Here is a 20,460-nt window from a genome sequence, read left to right on the forward strand (position 1 = left end):
CACCGCTTAGCGGCGACGGCCCTTCTTGTCGTCCTTCACGTGTCCACGGAAGGTGCGGGTGGGGGCGAACTCGCCGAGCTTGTGACCCACCATGGTCTCGGTGACGAACACCGGGATGTGCTTGCGGCCGTCGTGCACCGCGATGGTGTGACCCAGCATCGCCGGGATGATCATCGAACGGCGCGACCAGGTCTTGATGACGTTCTTGCTGCCGGCCTCGTTCGCCGTGATCACCTTGCGAAGCAGGTGGTCATCGACGAAGGGGCCCTTCTTCAGACTGCGTGGCATCTTCTACAACTCCTACTTGCGCTTCTTGCCGACGTTACGGCGGCGAACGATGAGCTTGTCGCTGGGAAGATCGCGCTTGCGCGTACGGCCTTCCTTCTGGCCCCAGGGGCTGACGGGGTGACGTCCACCGGACGTCTTGCCCTCGCCACCACCGTGCGGGTGGTCGACCGGGTTCATGGCGACGCCACGCACGGTCGGGCGGACGCCCTTCCAGCGCATGCGGCCGGCCTTGCCCCAGTTGATGTTCGACTGCTCGGCGTTGCCGACCTCGCCGACGGTCGCGCGGCAGCGCGCGTCGACGTTGCGGATCTCGCCCGAGGGCAGACGCAGCTGGGCGTAGGGGCCGTCCTTCGCAACGAGGCGAACGGATGCTCCGGCCGAGCGTGCCATCTTGGCACCGCCGCCGGGGCGCAGCTCGATGGCGTGCACCACGGTACCGGTGGGGATGTTCTTCAGCGGCAGGTTGTTGCCGGGCTTGATGTCGGCGCCGGGGCCCGACTCGACGACGTCGCCCTGCGAGAGCTTGTTCGGAGCCAGGATGTAGCGCTTGGTGCCATCGACGAAGTGCAGCAGCGCGATGCGCGCGGTGCGGTTGGGGTCGTACTCGATGTGAGCGACCTTGGCGTTGATGCCGTCCTTGTCGTTCCGCTTGAAGTCGATCACGCGGTACTGGCGCTTGTGGCCACCACCGATGTGACGCGTCGTGATGCGGCCCTGGTTGTTGCGACCACCGGTCTTCGGCAGCGGGCGGAGCAGCGACTTCTCAGGCGTGGAGCGCGTGATCTCCGCGAAGTCGGCGACCGACGAACCGCGACGACCAGGAGTCGTGGGCTTGTACTTACGAATAGCCATTCTTATTCCTCTGCTCCCTAGCCGACAGCCGTGAAGATGTCGATCGAGCCGGACTTGAGGGTGACGATCGCGCGCTTGGTGTCCTTGCGCTTGCCCATGCCGAACCGGGTACGGCGGGTCTTGCCCTGGCGGTTCAGGGTGTTGATCGACGCCACCTGGACGTTGAAGATCTTCTCGATGGCGAGCTTGATCTCGGTCTTGTTCGAACGGGGGTCCACGATGAACGTGTACTTGCCCTCGTCGATCAGGCCGTAGCTCTTCTCCGAGACGACGGGCGCGATGATGATGTCGCGCGGGTCCTTGTTGTTCGCGGCGGCGGTCATGCCGAGACCTCTTCCTTCTTCGCCGTCTTCGAGGCCACGAAGGACTCGAGGGCAGCGGTGCTGAAGACGATGTCGTCCGAGACGAGCACGTCGTAGGCGTTCAGCTGGTCGACGCGCAGCACGTGCACGGTCGGGATGTTCCGAACGGCGCGCTGCGAGAGCTCTTCACCGGGCGCGAGCACGATGAGGAAGCGCTTCGCCGGAGCGATCGCGGCGAGGAGCGCGACGGCTTCCTTGGTCTTCGGCGTCTCGCTGGCCGTGAAGGCGGTGACCGCGTGGACGCGGCCGCCGCGAGCGCGGTCGGAGAGCGAGCCGAGGAGCGCTGCTGCGATCATCTTCTTGGGGGTGCGCTGCGAGTAGTCGCGCGGCTGCGGGCCGTGCACGACGCCACCACCGGTCATCTGAGGAGCGCGGATCGAACCCTGACGGGCGCGGCCGGTGCCCTTCTGCTTGAACGGCTTGCGACCGGCGCCGGAAACCTCGCCGCGGGTCTTGGTCTTGTGCGTGCCCTGGCGCGCTGCTGCGAGCTGGGCGACGACGACCTGGTGGATGAGCGGGACGTTGGTCTGCACGTCGAAGAGTTCGGCGGGCAGCTCGACCGAGCCGGACTTCTTGCCGGTCGCGTCGAGCACGTCAATGGTGTTGGCGGTAGCCATGGACTACGCCCCCTTCACTGCGTTGCGGACGAAAACGAGACGGCCGCGAGCACCGGGAACCGCGCCCTTGACGAGCAGCAGGCCCTTCTCGGCGTCGACGGCGTGCACGCGGAGGTTGAGCACGGTCACGCGCTCGCCACCCATGCGGCCGGCCATGCGCATGCCCTTGAAGACGCGGCTGGGCGTCGACGAGGCACCGATGGAACCGGGCTTGCGGTGGTTGCGGTGCGAACCGTGCGAAGCGGAGACACCCTTGAAGTTGTGGCGCTTCATGACACCGGCGAAGCCCTTGCCCTTGCTCGTGCCGACGACGTCGACGAGCTGGCCGGCCTCGAAGGCACCCTCGACGGGGAGCTCCTGGCCGAGGGAGTACGACGCGGCGTCCGCGGTGCGGACCTCGGTCAGGTGGCGACGGGGGGTCACGCCTGCAGCGGCGAAGTGGCCGGTCGCGGGCTGGTTGACCTTGCGCGGGTCGATGGCGCCTGCAGCGATCTGCACAGCCTCGTAGCCGTCGTTCGCGACGGTGCGGAGCTGGGTGACCACGTTGGGAGCGATCTCGATGACGGTCACGGGCACGAGCTTGTTGTTCTCGTCCCACACCTGGGTCATGCCGAGCTTGGTGCCGAGCAGACCCTTCACGTTCTTGGTAGCGGAAGACATCTGTTACCTCAGAGCTTGATCTCGATGTTGACGTCTGCCGGCAGGTCGAGTCGCATGAGCGAGTCGACGGCCTTGGGCGTCGGGTCCACGATGTCGATGAGGCGCTTGTGGGTGCGCATCTCGAAGTGCTCGCGGCTGTCCTTGTACTTGTGGGGCGAGCGGATGACGCACACCACGTTCTTCTCCGTCGGAAGCGGCACGGGGCCGACGACCGTGGCACCCGCGCGGGTCACCGTGTCGACGATCTTGCGCGCCGAGGTGTCGATGACCTCGTGGTCATACGACTTCAGTCGAATGCGGATCTTCTGTCCCGCCATTGCTGACTCTCTCTCTGTCAAGGCGTCTTACCCCTTCCGAGGGCATCGGACGCCGCGTAGCTACTCCGTGTGAAGCACCACTGTTCTTCTGTCAAAGGCCGGTGATCGAGCCTGTCGAAACCACCCGCCCGGATGTACCGGGGCGGTGCTCTCGACACGCTCGACCTTCGAACCCGCCGGCGCGCACGCGGACATGGTCGCCCATGGCGTTGTGTGTGTCGGTTTGTCTGTTCTCCTGCCTGCGGCCTAACCTGACCCCTGCGTGAGCCCCGTTGGAACGGGGTGAACCGGGTGGTTATGCACTGCCTGACAGTGATCCGATCAGCGCGCACGAGTGCACGCGTTCGAAATGTTGAACTCAACGAGTTTGCCACAATGAGGGGCTACTTGCAACCCGGGCGTGTCGCGCCCGGGCGGGTTCACAGGGATGTCGCAGACGAGGCCCCACGCGGCCCGCGACATCCGTGATGGAATCGACGTGACGACCACGTCTGGAGGGCGAACATGACCGAGCACGCGCATCAGGTGAGCGACCGCATCGGACCGGGCAGCGTCTCGGTCACCCGCACCGGCGAACGCACGTTCGAGGGCATGAACGAACGTGGCTCGACGGTGCGCATCGGGCCGGCCGAGGCCGAGGGCCACTTCACTCCCGGCGAGTTGCTGAAGCTCGCCCTCGCTGGCTGCGCCGGGATGAGTGCCGACCGCGTCGCCGCTCGGCGCCTCGGCGAGGACTTCGCGATGACCGTGTGGGCGCACGGCACCTCGGACTCCGAGAACCGGTACTCGCGGGTCGATGAGGAACTGCTCCTCGACCTCTCCGCACTCGACGAGGCGGAGCGCACGAAGCTCATCGAGATCATGGTCAAGGCGATCGACCGTGGCTGCACCGTCGCCCGCAGCGTGCACGGCAGCATCGACCTCGAGACGACGATCGACGGCACCGCGGTCTGAGACGGCGCGACGGCTGTCGCTGCTCAGTCGCGATCGCTGCGCGAGCACGCGACGGTGCGCTCGGCGGCGACGCTCGGGGCGACCACGCCGGCCCCGACGACGAGGGCGATGACCGCGGCCAGAGCACCGATCACGATCGAGGGGCGAGCCTGCACTCCCTTCGCCGGCGTGCGGAACGGGTCCTCGATGTACCGCTTCGAGAGGCCGGCGACGAGGAACGAGAACGCCACGAGCAGCACCATCAGCCACGGCGGGCTCGGCACACCCGTCAGGTACGGCACGAACATGAAGATCGGCCAATGCCAGAGGTAGAGCGAGTACGACACATCGCCCATCCACTGCACCGGACGCAGCGCAGCGAGGCGCGACGGCGACCAGGCGAGTCGCGGCATGCCCGCCCAGATCACCGCGAGCGTTCCGACCACCGGCAGGAGCACGACCGTTCCCGGGAAGACGTCGGGCGAGCGGAAGGCGACGATCGGCACGGCGATGAGCACCAGCCCGGCGAGTGAGGCGGCTGCACGCACCCGCTCGTGGCCGCGGAGCGGTGTCGCGGCGAGCAGTGCGAGCAACCCGCCGACGGCGAACTCCCAGGTGCGCGTGAACGTCGAGAAGTACGCGAGGTCGGGGTCCTGCGCTGTGAGCACGATGCAATGCACGAACGACGCGAGGGTGACCGCGCCGAGCAGCGGCAGGAGCACGCGTCGCGATGCGACTCCCCATCGCGCCGCGAACCAGATCGCGACGATCAGCAGGAGGGGCCAGAACAGGTAGAACTGCTCCTCGACCGAGAGCGACCAGTAGTGCTGCACGGGCGTGGACTCGAGATCTGCGCGTCGCGGGATCTGGGAGTCGATCGCGAGCTGCCAGTTCTCGGAGTAGAGCGCGCTCGCGACGATCTCCCGGAACCACGACCGCCATTCGCGCTGGGGCACCACGGCGATCGTCAGGACGGAGACGACCGCGAGCACCGTCACGGCCGCCGGGAGGATCCGCCGGGCCCGGCGCAGGTAGAAGCTGCCGAGCGGGATGCGGCCCCGCTGCTCCGCGTCGCGGAGCAGGAGCCCGGTGATCAGGAATCCGGAGACGACGAAGAACACGTCGACGCCCATGTAGCCGGCCGGCGCGACGGCCGGCCATCCGTGATGGAGCACGACTGCTCCGACGGCGAGCGCCCGAAGAGCCTGAATCTCAGGGCGAACCGTCGACCGAACGAATGGCTGAGGGGGAACTGCCATCCGTCACAGCGTAGGTCGATCGCCCCGCGCACGGAAGGGGTTGACGGCGGGCACGAACCGGGCTGGCGCCCTGAGCTCACCGCCCCGACCCCGCGGTGGGTACACGAAAGGGGCCGGTGCCCTGAACTCACCGCCCCGACCCCGCGGTGGGTACACGAAAGGGGCCGGTGCCCTGAACTCACCGTCCCGACCCCGCGGTGGGTACACGAAAGGGGCCGGTGCCCTGAACTCACCGTCCCGACCCCGCGGTGGGTACACGAAAGGGGCCGGGCCCGAAGGCCCGACCCCTGTCGGCGATCAGTAGGTGAACCTACTTGACGATCTTGGTGACCGTACCGGCACCCACGGTGCGTCCACCCTCACGGATGGCGAAGCCGAGGCCCTCCTCCATGGCGATCGGCTGGATCAGCTCGACCGTCATGTCGGTGGTGTCGCCGGGCATGACCATCTCGGTGCCCTCGGGCAGCGTGATGACGCCGGTGACGTCGGTGGTGCGGAAGTAGAACTGCGGGCGGTAGTTCGCGTAGAACGGGTTGTGACGCCCGCCTTCCTCCTTGGAGAGGATGTACGCGGTGCCCTCGAAGCCCGTGTGCGGGGTGACCGAGCCGGGTGCGACGACGACCTGGCCGCGCTCGACGTCTTCGCGCTTGGTGCCGCGAAGGAGCAGACCGCAGTTCTCGCCGGCCCATGCCTCGTCGAGCTGCTTGTGGAACATCTCGATACCGGTGACCGTGGTCTTCTGCGTCGGGCGGATGCCGACGATCTCGACCTCGGAGTTGATCTTCAGCGTGCCACGCTCGGCGCGGCCCGTGACGACGGTTCCACGACCGGTGATCGTGAAGACGTCCTCGACCGGCATGAGGAACGGCTTGTCCTTGTCGCGGATCGGGTCGGGGATGTTGTTGTCCACGGCCTCCATGAGGTCGAGGATCGACTGGACCCACTTCTCGTCGCCCTCGAGCGCCTTGAGGCCCGACACGCGGACGACGGGGGCGTTCTCATCGAAGCCCTGGCTGGCGAGCAGCTCCGAGACCTCGAGCTCGACGAGCTCCAGGATCTCCTCGTCGTCGACCATGTCGGACTTGTTGAGCGCGACGAGCAGGTACGGCACGCCGACCTGCTTGGCGAGCAGCACGTGCTCGCGCGTCTGCGCCATCGGGCCGTCGGTCGCCGCGACCACGAGGATCGCGCCGTCCATCTGAGCCGCACCGGTGATCATGTTCTTGATGTAGTCGGCGTGACCCGGGGCGTCGACGTGCGCGTAGTGGCGCTTCGGCGTCTCGTACTCGACGTGCGAGATGTTGATCGTGATGCCGCGCTGGCGCTCCTCGGGAGCGGAGTCGATCGACGCGAAGTCGCGCTGCACGTTGGTGGCCGACGGGTACTTGTCGGCGAGCACCTTCGAGATCGCTGCGGTGAGCGTGGTCTTGCCGTGGTCGACGTGACCGATCGTTCCGATGTTGACGTGCGGCTTGGTCCGCTCGAACTTGGCCTTAGCCACTGTGGGTCCTCCTCAGGACTCGTGTAGATCCGCCGGGCGCTGGATTGCGACCGGTGGTCTACGGGGGTTGTGTTGATATGTTACGCGAACCGGAAGGTTCGTGCGTATCGGACTATTCGCCCTTGTTCTTCTGGACGATCTCGTCGGCCACAGCCTTCGGGACCTCCGCGTAGCTCTGGAACTCCATCGAGTACACCGCGCGACCAGAGGTCTTCGACCGAAGGTCGCCGATGTAACCGAACATCTCCGAGAGCGGGACGTGCGCACGCACGACCTTCACGCCTGCAGCATCCTCCATGGACTGGATCTGACCGCGACGCGAGTTCAGGTCGCCGATGACGTCGCCCATGTACTCCTCGGGAGTACGGACTTCGACGGACATCAGCGGTTCGAGCAGGACGGGGTTCGCCTTGCGAGCGGCTTCCTTGAAGCCCATCGAGCCGGCGATCTTGAACGCCATCTCCGAGGAGTCGACGTCGTGGGCGGCACCGTCGAGGATCGACGCCTTGACGCCGACCATCGGGTACCCGGCGAGGATGCCGTACTGCATGGCATCGCGGAAGCCGGCATCGATCGAGGGGATGTACTCGCGCGGGATGCGGCCACCGGTGACCTTGTTCTCGAACTCGTAGATCTTGTCGCCTTCGATCTCGAGCGGCTCGATCGCGAACTGGATCTTCGCGAACTGGCCGGAACCACCGGTCTGCTTCTTGTGGGTGTAGTCGTGCTTCTCGACCGCGCGCTTGATCGTCTCGCGGTACGCGACCTGGGGCTTGCCCACGTTGGCCTCGACGTTGAACTCGCGCTTCATGCGGTCGACCAGGATGTCGAGGTGGAGCTCGCCCATTCCCTTGATGACCGTCTGACCGGTCTCCTGGTTCTGCTCGGTGCGGAAGGTCGGGTCCTCTTCGGCGAGCTTCTGGATCGCCGTGCCGAGCTTCTCCTGGTCGGCCTTGGTCTTCGGCTCGATGGCGACCTCGATGACAGGCTCGGGGAAGGTCATCGACTCGAGGACGACCTGGTTGTTCGGGTCGCAGAGGGTGTCACCGGTGGTGGTGTCCTTCAGGCCGATCACCGCGTAGATGTTGCCGGCGGTCACCGAGTCGATCGGGATCTCCTTGTTGGCGTGCATCTGGAAGATCTTGCCGATGCGCTCCTTCTTGCCCTTGGTCGAGTTGACGACCTGGGCGCCGCTGTCGAGGCGACCGGAGTAGACGCGCACGTAGGTGAGGCGACCGAAGAACGGGTGCACCGCGACCTTGAACGCGAGAGCCGTGAAGGGCTCCGTGGCGTCGGCGTGACGCATGACGACCTTCTCTTCGTCGCGAGCGTCGTGCGCCTCGATGGCGGGCACGTCGAGCGGCGAGGGGAGGTAGTCGATGACGGCGTCGAGCATCGGCTGCACGCCGCGGTTCTTGAACGCCGAACCGCAGAGCACGGGGTAGATCTCGGAGTTGACGGTGAGCTTGCGGATCGCGGCCTTGATCTCGGCCACGGTCAGCTCTTCGCCGCCGAAGTACTTCTCCATGAGCGCGTCGTCGGTCTCGGCGACGGCCTCGAGCAGCGCGGTGCGGTACTCGGCGGCCTTGTCGACGAGGTCGGCGGGGATCTCCTCGATGGCGTACTCGGCGCCCATCTTGACGTCACCCTTTGCGTCGCCGCGCCACGTGAGTGCACGCATCTCGACCAGGTCGACGACGCCTTCGAAGTTCGACTCCGAACCGATCGGGAGCTGCAGCACGAGGGGCTTGGCGCCCAGTCGGCTGATGATGGTGTCGACCGTGAAGTAGAAGTCGGCGCCGAGCTTGTCCATCTTGTTGACGAAGCAGATGCGGGGCACGTCGTACTTGTCGGCCTGGCGCCAGACGGTCTCGGACTGGGGCTCGACGCCCTCCTTGCCGTCGAAGACGGCGACCGCACCGTCGAGCACACGGAGCGAGCGCTCGACCTCGACCGTGAAGTCCACGTGGCCGGGGGTGTCGATGATGTTGATCTGGTTCTTGTTCCAGTAGCAGGTCACGGCGGCCGACGTGATCGTGATGCCGCGTTCCTTCTCCTGCTCCATCCAGTCGGTCGTCGAGGCGCCGTCGTGGGTCTCGCCGATCTTGTGGTTGACGCCCGTGTAGAACAGGATGCGCTCGGTCGTGGTGGTCTTGCCGGCATCGATGTGCGCCATGATGCCGATGTTGCGGACCTTGTTCAGGTCGGTGAGCACGTCTTGTGCCACGAGGGTTCCTCCGGGATGTTCAGGAACGAAAGGTGTGAGGTGAGCGGATGCCGCCGCGTGCTGCCGCGGCATCCGCTCGGCCTGCTACCAGAAGTAGTGGGCCCGAACGAATGCCAGCCGCGATCGGAGGCATCCGCTCGGCCTGCTACCAGCGGTAGTGGGCGAAGGCGCGGTTCGACTCGGCCATCTTGTGGGTGTCTTCGCGGCGCTTGACCGCGGCACCCAGGCCGTTCGATGCGTCGAGGATCTCGTTGGTGAGACGCTCGGTCATCGTCTTCTCGCGACGAGCCTTGGCGTAGCTGGTGAGCCAGCGGAGGGCCAGGGTGTTGGCGCGGTGGGGCTTGACCTCGACGGGGACCTGGTAGGTCGATCCGCCGACGCGACGCGAACGCACCTCGAGGGTCGGGCGCACGTTGTCGAGCGCCTTCTTCAGGGTGGCGACGGCGTCCTGGCCGTTCTTCTCGGCGACGTTCGAGAGCGCTTCGTAGACGATGCGCTGCGCGAGGTCCTTCTTGCCGTCGACGAGGATCTTGTTGACGAGCTGGCTGACGACGGGCGACCCGTAGACGGGGTCGGCGACGACGGGGCGCTTCGGAGCGGGTCCCTTACGAGGCATTACTTCTTCTCCATCTTCGCGCCGTACTTGCTGCGGCCCTGCTTGCGGTTCTTCACGGCCTGCGTGTCGAGCGCGCCGCGGACGATCTTGTAGCGCACACCGGGGAGGTCCTTGACACGACCACCGCGGATGAGCACCATCGAGTGCTCCTGGAGGTTGTGGCCCTCACCGGGGATGTAGGCGGTGACCTCGGTGCCGTTGGAGAGCTTCACACGAGCGACCTTGCGGAGCGCGGAGTTCGGCTTCTTCGGGGTGGTGGTGTACACACGCGTGCACACGCCGCGCTGCTGGGGGTTCGCCTTGAGGGCGGGGGCCTTGGTCTTGGTGACCTTCGGCGAGCGGCCCTTGCGGACCAACTGCTGAATGGTTGGCACTGCTTCTCCTTGTTGGTGCTGCACGGTGACAGCGTTTGATGGAATTCACATCACGACCCACCGGCACCGCAGAGTTGCAGCGCCTTGGTTGGTGGGTATGCCGTGGGGGCGAATCGCCCGACGTGTGCGACTTCTCTCGGCCCGCCTCGCGCCGGTCTTGCAGGCACGATTCGAGCGCGCGACAACGCGCACACCCGATCAATGGTAATGCGCCGTAACCTCGCGGTCAAATGGCGGCGGATGCAGCGGGGCCGCCGACTCCCCTGCGGCCCGTCAGCTCGGCCATCCGGGCGAGTCGAGCTCGCGGTCGAGATCGGCGAGCAGATCCTCGATCTGCGGCTCGACGAGGCGCTCGACGGCGTTGCCGATGCGGTAGCGGTGCTGGGCGAGCTCGACGCAGATGCGGCGGCCGAGCTGCTTCGCGAAGTCGTCCGCGAGGCGGACCTCCTCGCGGAGCGCTTCCTTCTCTTCAGGCGTGAACGGGCGAGGGGCGGGCTCGGCGGCCTCGGCCGCGGTATCGGCCTCGAGGCCCGACAGCGTGAACAGGAACGGCTGGTCGGGCACCGGCTCGGGGTCGACGTCGAGCCCGAGGAACTCGGGTTCGAGACCCTCGCCCGCGCGGTACGGCCGGCGGGCCTTGCGCTCCTCGGCGAGCCTGATCTCGCGGTGCAGCATCGGGAGGTTCCGCGCCGTGTAGTCGTCGACCGCGAGGTCGATGACCCCCTTCATGCGCATCGAGAAGGCATGCTGGACCGGGTGCGGCACGTCGACGTCGAGGCCGGCGGCGGCGAGGATCGGCGAGCCGAAGCAACGCGTGCAGAGACGCACGCGGGCGCGATGCGTGCCGGGTCGCCACCGGGGCAGCCATGCCAGCCACCGGTCGACCTCGTGGCTCACGCGCGCCTCGATCGAACCCTGCATCAGGTTCACGATACTGCGAGCGCGCGTTCTGCGTCACGGAACCGCGAGCGGATGGCGCGGCGACACCCTTCACTCGTCGTCATCGCGCTCCCACGGCCACTTCGGGCGTTCCATTCCGGAGTCTCGACCGCGAGCGACGAGCACGGCGAACGACGCCGTGACCGCTGCGAGGGCCGGGATGAGCAGGCCGAACCATCCGATGCCGAATCCGAGACCGAACAGCAGCGCCGCGATCAGGGTGCTGCCCTCGCTCGCGATGGCGTAGCCGATGACGGACACGACGACGAACGCGAGCCAGGTCCAGACCGCCGAGAGCACGACGCTCGACCAGATGCGGTCCGGTCGTCGGAGCGTGACGGCGAGGGTGAGCAGCAGGGCGATGACGGATGCCCCGATCGCGGCCGGTGCCACGAAGAGTCCGGCCTCGGGGTCGACGACGACCTCGACACCCGTGAGGAGGCTCACGAACCCGTACGCGCAGACGACGAGGGCGAGATCGAGTGCTGCCGCGAAGGCGGCCACGATCCATGCCGTTCGGCGCGGGTCCATGACGTCGAGCGTACGCCGTGAGCCGGGTGGGCGCGGCTCCCGAAAGGTAGGCTGACTCCCCGGGAGCCGAGCGTCGGCCCGATCAGACCGCGAAAGGGTGACGATGGTCACGCCGATCCTCGAGGCATCCGTCGATCGTGCCAAGGTCGACACCGTCGGCCGCTGGAACTCCGGCATCATCCTCGTCAGCATCGTGGCCGGATGCCTCATCACCGCCGGCCTCGTCTTCGCCGTCACGTCGGGCATGGGTTGGTTCACGGTCACCGTCGCCGCCCTCGGCGCGGGGGCTTGTCTGATCTCGACCGTCATGGCGCTCCGCCGGCGACGGGCGCTCATGCTCCTCGTGACGGACGTCGACGTGGCGCTGACGATCACCGACGCCGGCGTGCGCCTGGCGGGCGCTCCGTTCATCCCCTGGCACGAGATGGTCTTCGTGGGCATCCTCGACGACCGTGCGCGCTCGGCTCGGATGCAACGACTCCCGCTGTCGGGCCCGCTCGCGACCGCGGCACTCAAGGCCGGGAACGGCACACTGCTCTGCGAGATCGCCGTCCGCGACGGGGCGGCGCTGAAGCGCGCGTTCGGGGGCGATCCCGGCGCCGACCGCGTGACGCTGTTCGACGAGTTCGACGGTGTGCGGCGCGGGCTGATCCCCCTCATGCTCGACGCCGTGATCGAGGACTCGGCCGCGCACCGATCGGCCAAGGTCCTCGTCGACGAGGCGACGCGCCGCGGCGTGCCGACGGGTGCGTTCACCTCCGTCTTCGGATACTTCGACTGGAAGGGACCGATGATCGACCGCAAATGGCCGGTCTCGAATGAGGAAGGCACCCATGGAACAGCTTGAACGCCCTCTGGCCACCCTCACCGGCGAACTGCGACGGGTGCGCTCGCGCGGACTCATGATCACCGCCGCGGCGTTCATCGTCGCCGGGCTCCTCGGGCTCGTCGTCTCGCTCACGCAGTACGACGCCATCGTCGCGATGTCGTCGGACTACGAAGGACGGCGTTCGGCACTGCGCGGTCTCGTGGCGCCCGCGCTCGTGCTGTTCAGCGCCGCCGCGCTCATCGGCGGCATCGTCTGGTTGACGGCCTGGTCGTACCGCTGGGAACGCGTCGCGACGGGCTCCCGGGTGAAGCAGAGCGTCAACGCCTACGCGCACGTCGCCCCGCAGGACGCCGCCGCGCTGCTCGAGCGGTTCCGCACCGGCGACCCGCGCGTGTACCTTCCGGTGCCCGCGGCCAAGAGCGGACAGGTCACCTTCGGCATCTGGCTGGCACCGAGGGATTCGGTGGCCTACGTGACCGTCGTCGCGCGATCGGGCAACGGCTGGCAGCCGCTGCCGCCCGTCGTGCTGCGCGAGAACGCCTATGCGGCGATCAGCCAGGTCACGGTCGACAACTACGGCGCCCGCGCCAGCCAGACGATCGTCAACGGATTCCTCGATCCGTTCCTCCGCGGCTGACGGCGCGGCTGCCGACCCGCACCGGTGGCGACGCCATCCGGGTTCAGGTCGCCGACCACCCCGGGAATCCGGCGCAGCCGTCGGTGAGGCGGATGAATCCGTCGACCTTGTCGGTCAGGATCGCGTACGACGTGGCTGCATCGCCGCCGGCGACCGCTTCGTCCATGCGCTGGAGGTTGCGCAGCGCCGTCGGCAACCAGTCGAGGAAGGCGCCGGGCGGAATCTCGGAGGTGTCTTCGCCGAGGATCGCCTGCACGTCGGCGATGGCCGCCCGCAACTCGGGCAGGTCCTGCGGGCGGAGGGTCGCGGAGATGCTCACCGCGACGAGCTCGGTCACCGGCTGGCGCAGTCGTTCGCAGCGCTGTTCGAGCACCGAGCTCACGAGGTGGCCCCGCCGTCCCGACGTTCGAACATGACGTGCGGCGTGCGCTCCCCCGACCGGAAGGCGGCGAGCCCGGCGTCGAAGTCCATCGCGGAGGCGACGAACAACACGGACTCATCGGGCGCGACGTAGATCTTGCCGCCGCCGCGCACGGCGTGGACTGCGCAGATGCCGAGACCGTCGGGCAGGTCGATGATGTTGAGGTTCGGCGCCTCCGTGAGCTTGTCGAAGAGCCCTCGGGCGACCTCGATGAGGCGGTCACGGTCTGCTGCGGCATCCGGGGCCGCCGTGGGCGCGCCGTTCGTCGGAAGCGGCAGTGCGCCGCGCACTCGCGGCTGACCGGCGAGTTGCGTGATGAGGGCGATGTGCTCGTAGAGTCCGCCGAGCTGGAGGTGCTCCGCGTCGTTCGGACCGCCGAGGGCGAGCAGCGGCACGAATCCGAAGCACTGCTCGAACGCCGGAACACCGTCGCGGTCGCGCGCGGCCGGATACGGCTGCCACTGCCACACGACGTCGCGGTGACGCTCGTCTTCGATGAGGGAGACGACGTCGTCAAAGGGGACGCCCTGTGCCACGTCGATCGCACCGAAGCGGAACTTCACGACGAAGAACGCGCCACCGGCGTGGAAGACGACGTCGCCGAGGGCCGTCGTGAACAGCACGGTCGAGCCGTCGGGCATGGCGAAGACGCCGTCGAGCATCTGTGCCGCGCGATCCGGATCGACGACGCGGAAGAACCCGTCGGCGCCGACGAATCCGGCACCCTGACGCCGCCACAGGTCGACGATCTCGGCGGGAACCTGCCCGGCGAACCGGGCGATGGTCTCCTCGCCGATCGGCGCCACCTGGGTGAACGTGTTGAACGTGGTCATTCCGGTCCTTCCTCAGCAGGCTTCGCACGGCGCTCCACGCGGCGAAGGCTTCCACGACACCACAGATCGAGCCGCCGGGCGATGGGGAGCGCTCCCCATCCTGTCGCAAAGACGGCGTTCACGCCGACCTCATCGTGAGGCTCAAACGGGGTCGGAACCCCAGATCGGGACGTCCGCCCCCACGGCGAGGAACGGTCGGATGAGCGTCTCGTACTGTTCTTCGGAGAGTTTCGTCCGCTGCACGACACCGAGCGCAGCGGTCATCGTATCCATGATCGCGTCGTGGAGATCCGCGCTCGGGTCGGCTTCGAGTTGCTCATGCATCGGAACGAACGCATCGCGGACGCGCTTGTCGAGCGCACTGCGTTCCGCCGCCGAGAGCTTCGCAGCCTTCCGCGCCGAGGTGCGAGCGGATGCACCCGTCGCGAGTGCACGCTCGCTCACCTCGGTGAAGTCGGCTGGGGTCAGCTTCTGCACCGATGCCAGAAAGCGATCGAGTCCGTGGTTGTCCGAGACGGTCATCTTCTCTCCCGTGCCGTGCCGATGATCGGGTCGTTCGAGAACTCTACCCGGCGCGGAGCTGGAGCATCAGCCGGCTGGAGCCGCCACCGGAGTCATCGCCCTGACCTTCTTGGCATGAAGGTTGCGCAGCCCCTCGTGAACCTCGCCGGTCTCCTTGTTGATGAAGATCACCCGGTTGTCCCAACGCGCGAACGCTTCCCGCCCCTCGACGAGGAACTCACGTGCTCCCCAGACCGGCAGGTAGTCGGAGGCATCCTCGTACCATTCGGGCGCGATGTAGAGCTCGCCCGACACCGCCGGGGGGTGCGCGGCGAAGAACTGCTCGAGCAGGGTTCGTGCTTCCTGGATCGTCACCATCTTCCCAGTCTCTCTCAGTTCTCGCCCGAGCCCGTTGTCTGGGGCTGGGTCTGCGGCGGGGGCGGGGGCGGGTTCACTTCGAGTTCGAACCGACTCGCTCCCTCAGCCAGTCGTCGGTTCTGGTCCTCGAGGATCCACACCTCGTCGGCTGCGCGCTGACGATCGGCCATGTCGGCGTCGGGATCATCGCGGATCTTGACGCGTTCGGCGATCAACTCGTCATTGCGCGCCTGCCAGCGGTCGTTCGCGGCGCGCTCGCGATCGATCATCACCTGCGGGCGATCCGGCATGGCCGGATTGCTGCCCCATTCCACCAACAGTTGATACTCGTCCTCTCGGCGCGGCTTCGACGTCTTCAGCACTTCGGAGGTCGGGACGAGGTCGTCGACCCGGATCACCGAGATGTCCTTCCATGGCGCTGACGATCGCTCGTCGAAGAACATGTCGCCGAGATACTCGGAGACGTCGGCGTCGTTCACCTGTCCATCTGAGAGCCGGACTCCGTCAGCGTCCCTCGTGATCGAGAAGATGTGCCCGCCACCATCACGCCAGTACCCCGCGATGAAGCCACGGCCACCCTCGGGCCACGAACTGGTCAGCGCGTCCAATGCCTGCGCAGGCGTGTCGCCGTCGAAGTCGCTGAGGTTGTCGAAGTCACGGCGGGTGCCGTCGACCTGCACCCAGTCGGCGGCGATCGCGGGCAGGAACCGACCTTCGAAGGCATTGTCGAAGGCGCCGGTCTGCTGATTGACCACGACGCTCTGGACGGTCGGACTGGCGATCACGTCGTAGCCGCGAGCGCGCAACTCGAGCGCGTTGACCACGTAGTGGCAGTTGTTGCCGAATCGCCCGGGATCGGCCCAGAGACCCATCTCGTTGACGAGGCGGATCGACAGCGCCGGCGTCTCAGGGGCATTCAGGCGGTCGAAGTGCGCGTCGAGGAGAGGGTGGAACATGGTCTCGGGCACGGGCGGCTGCTCCGGCGTCGACGCACCGTCGGTGCCTGACGTGGCATCGGCGGCGGCATCTCCGCTCGCGGGTGCAGTGTCAGACGTCTGCGACTCAGCTGGGGAGAGCTCCGACTCGGCGGCCGGATCGGGCTCGGCCGCGTCGGACTCGGCAGCTGGATCGGGCTCGGCCGCGTCGGACTCGGCAGCGTCGGACTCGGCAGGATTCGGCTCGGCAACGTCCTCAGGGGTGGACACCTCCGCGGAATCGGAAGGCTCTGTCGAATCAGTCGGATCCGACGAGTCCTGCGAAGGCGTGATGCTCGAATCGGCCGGATCCGTCGTCGACGCCTCGGACTCCCCGTTGGAATCACCGGGACTGGTTGGACTGTCGGCCGCAGGAGAGGCCGGCGTTGCAGCGTCCGCCGGCGCCGAGCTGTCCGCCGCGCCATCGGGAGTCGGTACTTGCGTCACGGCTCCCGATCCGGCTCCGGCCCGCGTCGTCGGCGATGCCGGAGTGGTGGGCGACGCCGGAGCGGTGGGTGTTGCCGGAGCGGTGGGTGACGCCGGAGCGGTGGGTGTTGCGGCGACCGTGCTCCCCGAGGTGATCGGCCGGGCAGCGTTCAGGGTCGCCTGGGTCGCGGCCGGGCCGCCGTCACGAACGTTGGTGGCGCCGAGCTCGACCTTCAGGTGGACGTGGGGCCGCAGTGCCGCAGGCACCGATGCGGCGGCGTCGCGAACGCCATCGCTCAGTTCGACGATGCGATCCTGCCATTGACGGCCCATGGAGCTGTTGATACCGAGCGAGCCTCCACCGTCGAAGCGATCCGCGCGACCGCCCGCGACCTGGTCGGGGCCGTGCAGCACGGCCTGACCCGCCATGTTCACGCCAGACCCCTTCAGCAGCTTGTTCTCGGCCTTCTGCTCAGCGAAGGCGACACGCTTGTTGCTGTCGTAGAAGTTCACGTTGTGGCGCCATTCGGCGATCGTGAGGTTGTTGAGGCCCTGTTGCTGCAGACCCACCTGACGCTGGAACTCCGCCCAGTCGTGGTTGTCGTTGGTCAGCTCGAAACTGCTGACGTCGATCGGCTCGCGCAATGAGAACGAGCCGTCGGCGTTGCGGATGATCGGAGAATCGGTCTTCCCCGCCAGGTCGTTGAGCTGCTGTCGGATCTCTGGGGTCAATTCGGGGATGGCGTACCCGTTGAACGTCGTTCCCGCTCCCTGCGAACCGTCGGAGGCATGGTCGGGATCGACGGTCGCCTTGCTCTGGTAGGTGGAACCGGCCGATCGGTCGCCGTCGGGGGCGGTGCCATCGGGAGTCGTGCCATCAGCGGTCGAACCGTCCGGGGTCGAACCCGGCGCAACCGTCGTCGGCGTCGATCCGTCGGGAGCCGTCGACGGTGCCGCTGGAGTCGTGCTCGAGGGAGCCGCCGGAGCGACGTTCTCGGGGGTGATCGAGGCATCCCAGTTGGTGGCCGTGGGCTCGTTCGGCGGCCACGGCGACATGTCGCCGGTCTGCGCGTCGAGTGTCCACACCTGATCGCCGTCGAAGAACGCGTTGAACCAGTGGCCATCGCCGCTGGACCGGTCGATGCCGACCACGCAGTGCGATCCGGGGCCCATCGCCGTGAGCGAATCGGCGATCTGCTGCGGCGTCATCGGCGTCTGGGGCAGGCCGGTGCGCGCCTCCATCTCGGGCACGTCGAGGGTGCCCGTGGGTGCCTCCGACGTCGAGTCGCCGTTCAGGAAGTCGTTGAGGATCGCGGAGGTGTTGCCGCAGTTCGTCGCGTACCCGTTCGCCGGGTTGTGCGGGTCGAAGTTCGGGTTGATCTCGGTAAGGGCCTGGCGGATCTCCGCTTCCGTGCGCGTCGACTGCTGCGGTGTCGCATCGGCGTCGGGCGAACCACCGTCGGATCCGTCGCCGCTCGTGCCGTCGGCACCTGCGCCATCGGGCGTCGAACCATCAGGCGTCGAACCGTCGGGCGACGAACCGTTCGGCCCCGTGCCGCCTGTCGGTACGGTGGGGGCGGACCCATCGGGGGTCCCGCTCGTGGGCGTGGTGCTTCCGGGGGCGGCCGGCGAACCGTTCGCCGCTGCCGAGCCGGGCAGGGTTGGGCGCATCAGCAGGCCTGCTGCCGCCGCCGCGCCGGCACCGGCCATGGCGGTCGCCGCCTCGGGCGAGAGGTCGCTCAGATCGACACCCTCGTCGGATGCGGGCTCAGGAGCGTCGACAGACGACTCCTCGGGCGTTGCACCATCGGCGTCGGCCTCGTTCGGACCCAGCTCGGAGCCATCGGCATCGCTGCTCGACGAGCTCGTCGAGTTCGAGGTCGAGGTCGCGGCGCCCTGCGCGGCGGCAGCGCCGCCCTGAGGAGCGCCATCCGCGTCCACCTCGGGCGTACCGGCGTCGGGCGTGCCGGCGTCAGGAGTACCGGCATCCGGGGTACCAGCATCCGGAGTACCCGCATCCGGCGTGCCGGCGTCAGGAGTACCGGCATCCGGGGTACCAGCATCCGGAGTACCCGCATCCGGCGTGCCGGCGTCAGGAGTACCGGCATCCGGAGTACCAGCGTCAGGAGTCCCGGCATCCGGGGTACCAGCGTCAGGAGTACCCGCATCCGGAGTACCAGCGTCAGGAGTACCCGCATCCGGAGTACCAGCGTCAGGAGTCCCGGCATCCGGAGTACCAGCGTCAGGAGTACCCGCATCCGGGGTACCAGCATCCGGAGTACCAGCGTCAGGCGTACCAGCATCCGGAGTGCCAGCATCCGGAGTACCTGCGTCGGGCGTACCCGCATCCGGAGTACCAGCGTCAGGCGTACCAGCATCCGGAGTGCCAGCATCCGAAGTACCGGCGTCGGGAGTACCACCGTCAGGCGAACCGCCGGTCGAGGGACCGCCATCGCCCAGGTCGATCGGCGCGCCGTCTCCGGACGTGTTCGAGCCGCCATCGCCGGAGCCCGGCGTCGGGATGCCAGAGGAGTCGGTGTCGACGCTCGTGCCGCCGCTGCTGTTCGAGTTCGACGAGGAGTTGCCCGATCCGGGAGTCGGCGTGCCGTCGGTCGACGGGTTGACGCCCGTGTTCGTGCCCGGCGACGCAGTGGACGTGCCGGACCCGTTGCCGAGTGCAGCGCTGAGGCCGCGGCCGCCGGCGGTGAGGCCTCCACCCATGAGGGAGCCGAGCACCATCGCCGAGATGGGGTTGAAGTCGTTGCCCGTGATGCCGGACTCGACGGCGGAGCTCGCGAGACCGTCGATCGCGCCCGCACCCGCCTCGCCGGAGATCTGGCGCACGCCGGGCCGGAAGCCGGGCCCGCCGCTGCCACCGAGGAGCCGCGACGCAGGCGACGCCACTGCGCCTCCGGCGAACGCCGAGATGAAGGCCGTACCGACGTCTTGCGCCTTGTAGTCCTTCTCGTCTGATCGTGCGCTGTTGACGACCGTCGTCGAGATGGCGCTCGCGAGACCGGCCTGCAGACCCTCCTTGGCGGCGCGGAGGCCGCCGCGCACGAGGGCGCCCTTGATGCCGCGGATGCCCTTGAGGAAGTCCTTGAGGCGGTCGATGAGCTTCGCGATCTTGACGCACCAGCGCATCACCGTCGTGGTGACCTTGGCAGCGGTCGCGAGGGCGCCGATACCCGCGGTGACGACCGTGAGCAGGCCGCCGATGGCGAGCTCCGCGGCGATCTCGATCGCCATCTGCTTGAGGAACCAGCCAAGCTCTTCGCGCATCGCACGCAGCTGCGTGCGGAAGTCCGCGATCCAGTCCCGCATGCCCTCGGCCGAGGTGATCATGCTCTGGAGACCGGTGGTGATGCCCTGGCGGCAGCTCAGCACCGACCCCGACTGGGGGAAGGTCATCGCGCCGACGTTGGTCATGCTCGACGAGACCTGGCTGCGCGCGCTGCGGATGCTCTGGGCGAACTCCCCCCACGCCTCGGAGGCGTTCTGGAGCTTGTCTTCGTCACCCGTGGGAATCACGACGCCGAGCTGCTGGAGGCCCCACTCGAGAAACTCCTGGAACTCGCCGAGCGCGCCGGGCCAACCAGCACCCAGGGCATCGGGCGGGTTCGACTTCGCGTGGTCGATGGTGGCCTCTTCGGCCGAGGGCGAGGCCGATGCCGGGTCGAGACCCGCGCCCGGCTTCTGTGCGGCATCGTACGCACGAGCGGTGTTGTTCAACGCCGCGTCAAGGATGCGGAGACCGTTGGAGAAGGAGCGGACGCCGTCGATCGACGGCCCCGCGAGGGCGTCGTAGCCCTCGCTCCCCTGGCAGAACTCCTCGGCGGCGTTGTCGTCGCCGGCCATGCCGCCGCTGCTCCCGAGGCTGCTGTTCAGCACCGAGATCGCCGTGTCGAGCGACTTGGCGATGCCGAAGAGCTCTTGGCCGTCTTGCACGAGACGTGCAGGATCGAGTTTCACGTTGTCCGACATG

General features: G+C 67.7%; 21 protein-coding genes. 3 read left to right on the top strand and 18 right to left on the bottom strand.

The features are described from left to right. Positions 1 to 6: 6 nt before the first annotated feature. From rpsS to rpsJ, 6 genes are read right to left on the bottom strand one after another with little or no spacing between them, the layout of a single operon-like run. Positions 7 to 288 (bottom strand): 30S ribosomal protein S19, encoded by a 282-nt coding sequence (rpsS, locus tag ASD23_RS12300; RefSeq protein ID WP_056010880.1) that lies wholly within the window; start codon positions 286 to 288, stop codon positions 7 to 9. Between the two features lie 12 nt (positions 289 to 300). Further along, positions 301 to 1,140 carry a 50S ribosomal protein L2 gene (rplB, locus tag ASD23_RS12305; protein ID WP_056010883.1) on the bottom strand — a complete coding sequence of 280 codons (840 nt, stop codon included), beginning with the start codon at positions 1,138 to 1,140 and terminating at the stop codon, positions 301 to 303. 17 nt (positions 1,141 to 1,157) lie between these two features. Next, a complete protein-coding gene (rplW, locus tag ASD23_RS12310) occupies positions 1,158 to 1,463 on the bottom strand; it encodes a 50S ribosomal protein L23 (protein ID WP_056010886.1) in 306 nt (101 codons plus the stop codon). After that, on the bottom strand, positions 1,460 to 2,119 hold the full coding sequence (gene rplD, locus ASD23_RS12315; protein WP_056010889.1) for a 50S ribosomal protein L4: 660 nt from the start codon (positions 2,117 to 2,119) through the stop codon (positions 1,460 to 1,462). The genes rplW and rplD overlap by 4 nt, the downstream gene beginning before the upstream one ends. A gap of 3 nt (positions 2,120 to 2,122) precedes the next feature. Next, positions 2,123 to 2,779 carry a 50S ribosomal protein L3 gene (rplC, locus tag ASD23_RS12320; protein WP_056010893.1) on the bottom strand — a complete coding sequence of 219 codons (657 nt, stop codon included), beginning with the start codon at positions 2,777 to 2,779 and terminating at the stop codon, positions 2,123 to 2,125. Positions 2,780 to 2,787: 8 nt separating this feature from the next. After that, a complete protein-coding gene (gene rpsJ / locus ASD23_RS12325) occupies positions 2,788 to 3,096 on the bottom strand; it encodes a 30S ribosomal protein S10 (protein ID WP_017201594.1) in 309 nt (102 codons plus the stop codon). 504 nt (positions 3,097 to 3,600) lie between these two features. Between rpsJ and ASD23_RS12330 the strand changes: the two genes are divergently transcribed. Next, positions 3,601 to 4,050 (top strand): OsmC family protein, encoded by a 450-nt coding sequence (locus ASD23_RS12330; protein WP_056010896.1) that lies wholly within the window; start codon positions 3,601 to 3,603, stop codon positions 4,048 to 4,050. A 23-nt stretch (positions 4,051 to 4,073) separates the two neighbouring features. Here ASD23_RS12330 and ASD23_RS12335 read toward each other — a convergent pair whose 3' ends face one another. From ASD23_RS12335 to ASD23_RS12365, 7 genes are all read right to left on the bottom strand, one after another. Then, positions 4,074 to 5,288, bottom strand: coding sequence for an acyltransferase family protein (locus ASD23_RS12335; protein WP_082571406.1), 1,215 nt, complete (start codon positions 5,286 to 5,288; stop codon positions 4,074 to 4,076). A 310-nt stretch (positions 5,289 to 5,598) separates the two neighbouring features. After that, positions 5,599 to 6,789 carry an elongation factor Tu gene (gene tuf, locus ASD23_RS12340; protein ID WP_056010902.1) on the bottom strand — a complete coding sequence of 397 codons (1,191 nt, stop codon included), beginning with the start codon at positions 6,787 to 6,789 and terminating at the stop codon, positions 5,599 to 5,601. A gap of 112 nt (positions 6,790 to 6,901) precedes the next feature. Further along, complete coding sequence (gene fusA, locus ASD23_RS12345; protein WP_056010904.1) at positions 6,902 to 9,016, bottom strand: elongation factor G; 2,115 nt, start codon at positions 9,014 to 9,016, stop codon at positions 6,902 to 6,904. A 145-nt stretch (positions 9,017 to 9,161) separates the two neighbouring features. Beyond that, entirely contained in the window at positions 9,162 to 9,632 is a 471-nt protein-coding gene (rpsG, locus tag ASD23_RS12350; RefSeq protein WP_056010907.1) for a 30S ribosomal protein S7, read from the bottom strand. Then, entirely contained in the window at positions 9,632 to 10,006 is a 375-nt protein-coding gene (rpsL, locus tag ASD23_RS12355; protein WP_022893888.1) for a 30S ribosomal protein S12, read from the bottom strand. Before rpsL ends, rpsG begins: the two co-directional genes overlap by 1 nt. Positions 10,007 to 10,279: 273 nt before the next feature. Then, entirely contained in the window at positions 10,280 to 10,927 is a 648-nt protein-coding gene (locus tag ASD23_RS12360; RefSeq protein ID WP_056013135.1) for a hypothetical protein, read from the bottom strand. A 69-nt stretch (positions 10,928 to 10,996) separates the two neighbouring features. Further along, on the bottom strand, positions 10,997 to 11,476 hold the full coding sequence (locus ASD23_RS12365; protein WP_056010911.1) for a DUF6121 family protein: 480 nt from the start codon (positions 11,474 to 11,476) through the stop codon (positions 10,997 to 10,999). 103 nt (positions 11,477 to 11,579) lie between these two features. On the opposite strand from ASD23_RS12365, the gene ASD23_RS12370 reads away from it, so the two are divergent. Then, positions 11,580 to 12,323 (top strand): hypothetical protein, encoded by a 744-nt coding sequence (locus ASD23_RS12370; protein WP_056010916.1) that lies wholly within the window; start codon positions 11,580 to 11,582, stop codon positions 12,321 to 12,323. Continuing rightward, complete coding sequence (locus ASD23_RS12375) at positions 12,310 to 12,942, top strand: hypothetical protein (protein WP_056010919.1); 633 nt, start codon at positions 12,310 to 12,312, stop codon at positions 12,940 to 12,942. Before ASD23_RS12370 ends, ASD23_RS12375 begins: the two co-directional genes overlap by 14 nt. Before the next feature lie 43 nt (positions 12,943 to 12,985). Here ASD23_RS12375 and ASD23_RS12380 read toward each other — a convergent pair whose 3' ends face one another. The 5 genes from ASD23_RS12380 to ASD23_RS12400 form a co-directional block, all read right to left on the bottom strand. Further along, on the bottom strand, positions 12,986 to 13,324 hold the full coding sequence (locus ASD23_RS12380; protein WP_056010922.1) for a hypothetical protein: 339 nt from the start codon (positions 13,322 to 13,324) through the stop codon (positions 12,986 to 12,988). Continuing rightward, on the bottom strand, positions 13,321 to 14,196 hold the full coding sequence (locus ASD23_RS12385; protein ID WP_056010924.1) for a T6SS immunity protein Tdi1 domain-containing protein: 876 nt from the start codon (positions 14,194 to 14,196) through the stop codon (positions 13,321 to 13,323). The genes ASD23_RS12380 and ASD23_RS12385 overlap by 4 nt, the downstream gene beginning before the upstream one ends. A 141-nt stretch (positions 14,197 to 14,337) precedes the next feature. Continuing rightward, complete coding sequence (locus ASD23_RS12390; protein ID WP_056010927.1) at positions 14,338 to 14,718, bottom strand: hypothetical protein; 381 nt, start codon at positions 14,716 to 14,718, stop codon at positions 14,338 to 14,340. A gap of 66 nt (positions 14,719 to 14,784) precedes the next feature. Next, complete coding sequence (locus tag ASD23_RS12395) at positions 14,785 to 15,075, bottom strand: hypothetical protein (RefSeq protein ID WP_056010930.1); 291 nt, start codon at positions 15,073 to 15,075, stop codon at positions 14,785 to 14,787. Positions 15,076 to 15,089: 14 nt separating this feature from the next. Beyond that, a complete protein-coding gene (locus ASD23_RS12400; protein ID WP_056010933.1) occupies positions 15,090 to 20,459 on the bottom strand; it encodes a toxin glutamine deamidase domain-containing protein in 5,370 nt (1,789 codons plus the stop codon). Position 20,460: the final 1 nt, after the last annotated feature.

This window comes from Agromyces sp. Root1464 (assembly GCF_001427265.1).
GTDB lineage: Bacteria > Actinomycetota > Actinomycetes > Actinomycetales > Microbacteriaceae > Agromyces > Agromyces fucosus.

Coding starts and splice junctions, on each gene's coding strand:
- rpsS (WP_056010880.1), bottom strand. CDS start 288: ATGCCACGCAGTCTGAAGAAGGGCCCCTTCGTCGATGACCACCTGCTT.
- rplB (WP_056010883.1), bottom strand. CDS start 1,140: ATGGCTATTCGTAAGTACAAGCCCACGACTCCTGGTCGTCGCGGTTCG.
- rplW (WP_056010886.1), bottom strand. CDS start 1,463: ATGACCGCCGCCGCGAACAACAAGGACCCGCGCGACATCATCATCGCG.
- rplD (WP_056010889.1), bottom strand. CDS start 2,119: ATGGCTACCGCCAACACCATTGACGTGCTCGACGCGACCGGCAAGAAG.
- rplC (WP_056010893.1), bottom strand. CDS start 2,779: ATGTCTTCCGCTACCAAGAACGTGAAGGGTCTGCTCGGCACCAAGCTC.
- rpsJ (WP_017201594.1), bottom strand. CDS start 3,096: ATGGCGGGACAGAAGATCCGCATTCGACTGAAGTCGTATGACCACGAG.
- ASD23_RS12330 (WP_056010896.1), top strand. CDS start 3,601: ATGACCGAGCACGCGCATCAGGTGAGCGACCGCATCGGACCGGGCAGC.
- ASD23_RS12335 (WP_082571406.1), bottom strand. CDS start 5,288: ATGGCAGTTCCCCCTCAGCCATTCGTTCGGTCGACGGTTCGCCCTGAG.
- rpsG (WP_056010907.1), bottom strand. CDS start 9,632: ATGCCTCGTAAGGGACCCGCTCCGAAGCGCCCCGTCGTCGCCGACCCC.
- ASD23_RS12360 (WP_056013135.1), bottom strand. CDS start 10,927: ATGCAGGGTTCGATCGAGGCGCGCGTGAGCCACGAGGTCGACCGGTGG.
- ASD23_RS12365 (WP_056010911.1), bottom strand. CDS start 11,476: ATGGACCCGCGCCGAACGGCATGGATCGTGGCCGCCTTCGCGGCAGCA.
- ASD23_RS12370 (WP_056010916.1), top strand. CDS start 11,580: ATGGTCACGCCGATCCTCGAGGCATCCGTCGATCGTGCCAAGGTCGAC.
- ASD23_RS12375 (WP_056010919.1), top strand. CDS start 12,310: ATGGAACAGCTTGAACGCCCTCTGGCCACCCTCACCGGCGAACTGCGA.
- ASD23_RS12385 (WP_056010924.1), bottom strand. CDS start 14,196: ATGACCACGTTCAACACGTTCACCCAGGTGGCGCCGATCGGCGAGGAG.
- ASD23_RS12390 (WP_056010927.1), bottom strand. CDS start 14,718: ATGACCGTCTCGGACAACCACGGACTCGATCGCTTTCTGGCATCGGTG.
- ASD23_RS12395 (WP_056010930.1), bottom strand. CDS start 15,075: ATGGTGACGATCCAGGAAGCACGAACCCTGCTCGAGCAGTTCTTCGCC.
- ASD23_RS12400 (WP_056010933.1), bottom strand. CDS start 20,459: ATGTCGGACAACGTGAAACTCGATCCTGCACGTCTCGTGCAAGACGGC.